Genomic DNA, 5,472 nt, shown 5'->3' with positions numbered 1-5,472 from the left:
TGGTGCGGCTGATTGCCAGGCTGGGGGGCTTTCTTGCGCGAAAGTGCGATGGTGAGCCCGGAGTCAAGACCATCTGGCTGGGAATGCAACGCATTCTTGACTTTGCTGCTGGCATCAGGTTCTGTCGCGAGCTTCAGGTTCAGGGGACTTGTGTATAACGAAATGCGCTGAGGCACTGCCACCCCCATGACGCGCTCGACGATATCTTCAATGGCCTGGTTACTGAATTCATCCCTGGGTCCAGGCGCAGCCATGCCAACTGGCAAGCTTGCTAGTTCCTCAGGTGCCACCTGCCGGCCCAAGTCAATGACCTCGCCCGGATCAAGAGACTGCAATATGAATGGTGAGTGCGTGGTGGCAATGAATTGAAACTTTGGAAAAGCGCGCTGCAAATCATCCACAACCCGTCGTTGCCATTTGGGATGAAGATGGAGGTCAATCTCATCGATCAGAACCACACCTGAGGTTTCTCTGGCAGCATTTTCCTCATGCTGTGGATTCAGACGTACAGTTCTGTGGGCCATGTCTGCCACCATTGCAACCATATTTCGGTAGCCATCACTGAGGTAATTGAACGGGACAAGCCCCTCCCTTTCCAATTTGATCATGATGCGATCCTCAACAACATCATGGTAGAATTTCCGGGCTCCAGGAATACAACACAACACAGCATCCCTGACTGCATTCAGCGCAGGGATCGATCGGCTTTTCTGTATTTCTGAAAGCGCCATCTTCTTGAACCACTTTTCAAAAGCATATTGATCTGATTTTGGATCCAGGCAGTGGCGGTAGGCATCCAATTGTGATCCTGGTCTTTCTGTGTTTATATCACGGTGAACGTCCCACAAACGCCCCGCTCCGTAATAGAGCAAAATAGGCAAGTCCGGACTCTGCATCTTCTTGATTGCAGATCGTGCCTCTGCACCCAGGTCCACGAATTTCTTGGCCATCCCGCCGCGATCTCCTTTATTGCGTTGCCACTCGCAACTTGTCCCATTGATCGTAGCAGCCGCTTGAAGCCAGACCTCTGATTGGGACTCATGAAAAATTTGCCCCCCTTTTTCGCTGCTGACCAAGCGCGCATCGTCCTTTCTGATGACCCCGCTGCCCGTTCGAATGCCTGATCCTTGAAAATAAGTATTCAGCATCAATGCCAACGCATCAAGAATTGTTGTTTTTCCTGCGCCATTATTTCCAATCAAGACGGTAAAGCGCTCGTTGAAATTGAAGCGGGCGTTTTCATATTTTCTGAAATTGTTCAGAATCAAATATCTTATTTTCATTTGCACACTTCGGAGTTGCACCGCATTACTGCTGCACCACATCCGCCCCGGCGGGTGGCTTGAACTGGAAGGTATTCGCCGGCAGCGCCACGTTCGCCTGCATGCCGGTGAAGCGGATCACCGAGCGCTGGCCCAGGCCGTCGAGGATGTCGAGCGTCGCCAGTTGCTCGCCGGCAAAGCCCACGCGCACGCTCTTGAGTTGGCCGTCCGGGGTTCTGGGGCTGGCCTGCACCCAGTGCAGGCCGTCCTGGTCGGGCACGGCTTCGAGCGTGAATTCGGATTGCAGCGCCGACAGGTCGGGCGCCGAGGCCAGCAGGGCCGCCGGTGTGCTGCCCAGCGCCTGGGCCTGCGCGCGCCGGGTGACCTGGTTCAGGTCCACGTCGTAGATCCACAGGGTCTGCCCGTCGGCGACGATGGTCTGCTCGAAGGGCTTTTTGTAGACGAATTTGAAGCGCCCCGGGCGCTGGAACGCAAAGCTGCCGCTGGAGCTTTGGGTGCGCGCCGTTTGCCCGTCCTTCGCAGGCGAGGTCACGGTCTGGATGAAGTCGGCCCGGCCCCGCTGCGTTCCCTTCATGAAGGATTCCAGACTTTTGAGTCCGTCGGCGCCGGCCGACGCGGCTGCGGTGGCGAGCAGGAGCGTGGTGGCGATGTTTTTCAACAAGGACTCTCTCCCCGGGATGGGCAAGGGGTTGCGGGCCTCATTCCCCGTTGCGCCCCGGAACCAGCACGTCGCGCTGGCCGCCGCTGGTCAGGCCGCTGACCAGGCCCGCTTTTTCCATGTCTTCGAGCAGGCGCGCCGAGCGGTTGTAGCCGATGCGCAGCTTGCGCTGCACGTAGGAGATGCTCGCCTTGCGGTCCTTGAGGACGATTTCCACGGCCTGGTCGTACATGGGGTCCTTCTCCCCCCGCCCTCGCTGCCCCCGTTGCCGGACACGTCCGCTTCGCCGTCCACGCTGGCCCCTTCGAGCACGCCGTCGACATAGTCGGGCTCGCCCTGCTCCTTGATGTAGCTGACGACGCGGTGCACCTCCTCGTCCGAGACGAACGCGCCGTGGACGCGCTGCGGCAGGCCCGTGCCGCTGGCCATGTAGAGCATGTCGCCCATGCCGAGCAAGGCTTCGGCGCCCATCTGGTCGAGGATGGTGCGGCTGTCGATCTTGCTGCTCACCTGGAAGGCGATGCGCGTGGGGATGTTCGCCTTGATCAGACCCGTGATCACGTCCACGCTGGGGCGCTGCGTGGCCAGGATGAGGTGGATTCCGGCGGCGCGCGCCTTTTGGGCGAGGCGCGCGATCAGCTCTTCGATTTTCTTGCCCACGACCATCATCAGGTCGGCGAGTTCGTCGATCACCACCACGATGTACGGCAGACGCTGCAGCGCTTCGGGCGCGTCCGGGGTGAGGCTGAAGGGGTTGTGGATGGATTCCTGGCGTGCCCGGGCGTCGTCGATCTTCTGGTTGTAGCCCGCCAGGTTGCGCACGCCCAGCCGGCTCATGAGCTTGTAGCGCCGCTCCATCTCGGCGACGCACCAGCTCAGGCCATTCGCTGCCTGCTTCATGTCGGTGACCACGGGCGCGAGCAGGTGCGGAATGCCTTCGTAGACCGACATTTCCAGCATCTTGGGGTCGATCATCAACAGGCGCACGTCGCGCGCCTCGGCCTTGTAGAGCAGCGAGAGGATCATGGCGTTGAGCCCCACCGACTTGCCCGAACCGGTGGTTCCGGCGACCAGCACGTGCGGCATCCGGGCCAGGTCCGCGACCACCGGCTTGCCCACGATGTCCTTGCCCAGGCCCATGGTGAGCAGGCTCTTGGCCTCGTGGTAGACCTGCGAGCCGAGAATCTCGGACAGGCGGATCGACTGGCGCCTGGCGTTGGGCAGTTCCAGCGCCATGAAGTTCTTGCCCGGAATGGTCTCCACCACGCGGATCGACACCAGGCTCAGCGAGCGCGCCAGATCCTTGGCCAGGCCCACGATCTGCGCGCCCTTGACGCCGGTGGCCGGTTCGATCTCGTAGCGCGTGATCACGGGGCCGGGCATGGCGGCCACCACGTGCACTTCGACGCCAAAGTCCTTGAGCTTTTTCTCGATCAACCGGCTGGTCATCTCCAGCGTCTCGGGGGCCACGCTTTCCTGGCGCAGCAACGGGTCGTCGAGCAGGTCCACCAGGGGCAGTCGGCTGTCGGGCATTTCGCTGAACAGCGGCTTTTGCCGCTCCTTGACCACCCGGCTGCTGGGCAGCACGTTGGCCGGCGGTGGCTCGACGATCTGCACCGGCCGGGGCGGCGGCTCGTCGATCCCGGTACGCTCTTCGAGCGCCACCTCCTCTTCCCGTTCCCGCGCCGCCATGCGGCCCACGGCCAGATCCCGGGCCGCCTCGCGCCGCGCCAGCAGGGACTGCACCAGGGCGTCGATGCCCCTGCCGAGCGACTCCGCCGCGTGGCCCCATGAAAAGCGGAACACCAGCGCGACCCCGAGCACCACCAGCACGATGGCCAGCAGGCCGGAGCCCGTGAACCCCAGCCATTGCACGCTCGCGGGCCCCACGACGGCGCCCAGAACGCCCCCGGCAGGCCCTGGCAGAAAGGACTCCAGGCGGTACAGGCGCGACCATTCCAGCGCCGTGCTGGCACCCGTCAGCAGCGCCAGCCCCGCCCAGAAGGCGCTTTGGTGCAGCGCCCCGGCCGCGGCTTCGCCGCCGCGCATCCAGCGCGCCAGGGACGACAGCCAGGCGCGCGCGCCGGCCGCCACGCACCACCACACGGAAAAGCCCAGCGCGTAGTAGCTGCCGTCGGCCAGCCAGGCGCCGAAACGGCCTGCCCAATTGGCGATCGTGCGGGAATCGTGCGCGCCGGAAGTGGACCAGGCAACGTCCTGCGCCGAATGGCTGGCCAGCGCGATCAGCCAGAAAACCAGCGCCAGCAGGCCCAGCAGCAGGCCGATTTCATGGCCGAAATGGGGGGCGCCCGTGCGCGCAGAAGGTTTCGGCGGCTTGGTTGCAGACGATGCGTTCAGGGTATGCAGGGAATAGGTCATAAGCGTTGCGGGCAAGCTTACTCCATGCGCCGGGCCTGGCGCGGGTGCTGGCCGCTATAGTCTCCCGTCTGCGGCGCCGTTTGCGCCACTGCCTCCCCACCCCCATGGCCAAAACCATTTTTACCTGCACCGAGTGCGCGGGCACCAGCCCCCGTTGGCTCGGCAAATGCCCTGCATGCGGCGCCTGGAACACCCTGATCGAGGCGCAGGCCGACGCCGGGCCGGGCAGGAACCGCTACGCTGCGCCCCGGTTCTCCGGCCTGGCGCAGGGGCAGGCCGTGATGCCGTTGTCGGCCATCAAGGCCAGCGAGGTGCAGCGCAGCCCGAGCGGCATCGGCGAACTCGACCGCGTGCTCGGCGGTGGCATCGTGGCCGGCGGCGTGGTCCTGATCGGGGGCGATCCGGGAATCGGCAAGTCCACCCTGCTGTTGCAGGCGCTCGACGCGCTGCAGCGCGCCAACCTGCCCACGCTGTACGTCACCGGCGAGGAAAGCGGCGCCCAGGTGGCCCTGCGCTCGCGCCGCCTGGGGCTGGAGCACAGCCAGGTCAACGTGCTCGCCGAGATCCAGCTGGAAAAAATCCTGTCCGCCGTGGATTCCATGCGGCCCGCGGTCGCGGTGATCGACTCCATCCAGACGGTCTACTCCGAGCAGCTCACGTCCGCACCCGGTTCGGTGGCGCAGGTGCGCGAATGCGCGGCGCATCTCACGCGCGCGGCCAAGGCCCTCGGGGTGGCGATCGTGCTCGTCGGCCACGTGACCAAGGAGGGCGCGTTGGCCGGGCCGCGCGTCCTGGAGCATATGGTGGACACGGTGCTGTACTTCGAGGGCGACACCCACAGCCCGTTCCGGCTGGTGCGCGCCGTGAAGAACCGCTTTGGCGCGGTGAACGAGATCGGCGTGTTCGCCATGACCGAAAAGGGCCTCAAGGGGGTGAGCAACCCGAGTGCCATCTTTCTGAGCCAGCACAGCGAGCCCGTTGCGGGCAGTTGCGTGCTGGTGACGCTCGAAGGCACGCGCCCGCTGCTGGTGGAGATACAGGCGCTGGTGGACAGCGGCGGCCCGAGCCCGCGCCGCCTGAGCGTGGGGCTGGACAGGGACCGGCTGGCGATGCTGCTGGCTGTTTTGCACCGCCACGCGGGCGTGGCCTGCA

Annotated in this window: 3 protein-coding genes and 2 pseudogenes; 2 read left to right on the top strand and 3 right to left on the bottom strand. The window is 64.2% G+C overall.

Annotated elements, in window-relative coordinates; translation table 11 throughout:
- Positions 1-158, top strand: a 158-nt coding sequence (locus tag VTU_RS34000) for an IS4 family transposase (RefSeq protein WP_265597354.1), incomplete at its 5' end; no start/stop codon positions are given.
- 231 nt (positions 159-389) lie between these two features.
- On the opposite strand, the pseudogene VTU_RS35135 reads toward VTU_RS34000, so the two are convergent.
- From VTU_RS35135 to VTU_RS29005, 3 genes and pseudogenes are all read right to left on the bottom strand, one after another.
- Positions 390-1,283: pseudogene (locus VTU_RS35135) on the bottom strand (AAA family ATPase); the annotation flags it as partial.
- Between the two features lie 25 nt (positions 1,284-1,308).
- Complete coding sequence (gene lolA, locus VTU_RS0120620; RefSeq protein ID WP_029554615.1) at positions 1,309-1,941, bottom strand: outer membrane lipoprotein periplasmic chaperone LolA; 633 nt, start codon at positions 1,939-1,941, stop codon at positions 1,309-1,311.
- Positions 1,942-1,981: 40 nt separating this feature from the next.
- Positions 1,982-4,320, bottom strand: a pseudogene (locus tag VTU_RS29005) (DNA translocase FtsK).
- A 104-nt stretch (positions 4,321-4,424) separates the two neighbouring features.
- Here VTU_RS29005 and radA point away from each other — a divergent pair.
- On the top strand, positions 4,425-5,472 hold a 1,048-nt coding region (radA, locus tag VTU_RS0120610; protein ID WP_010108153.1), incomplete at its 3' end, for a DNA repair protein RadA.

Source organism: Verminephrobacter aporrectodeae subsp. tuberculatae At4 (assembly GCF_000193225.1).
In the GTDB taxonomy this organism is placed as follows: domain Bacteria; phylum Pseudomonadota; class Gammaproteobacteria; order Burkholderiales; family Burkholderiaceae_C; genus Acidovorax; species Acidovorax aporrectodeae.
The sequence above is the reverse complement of the archived record's forward strand: the minus strand, read 5'-3'. Positions and strand labels throughout refer to the sequence as shown.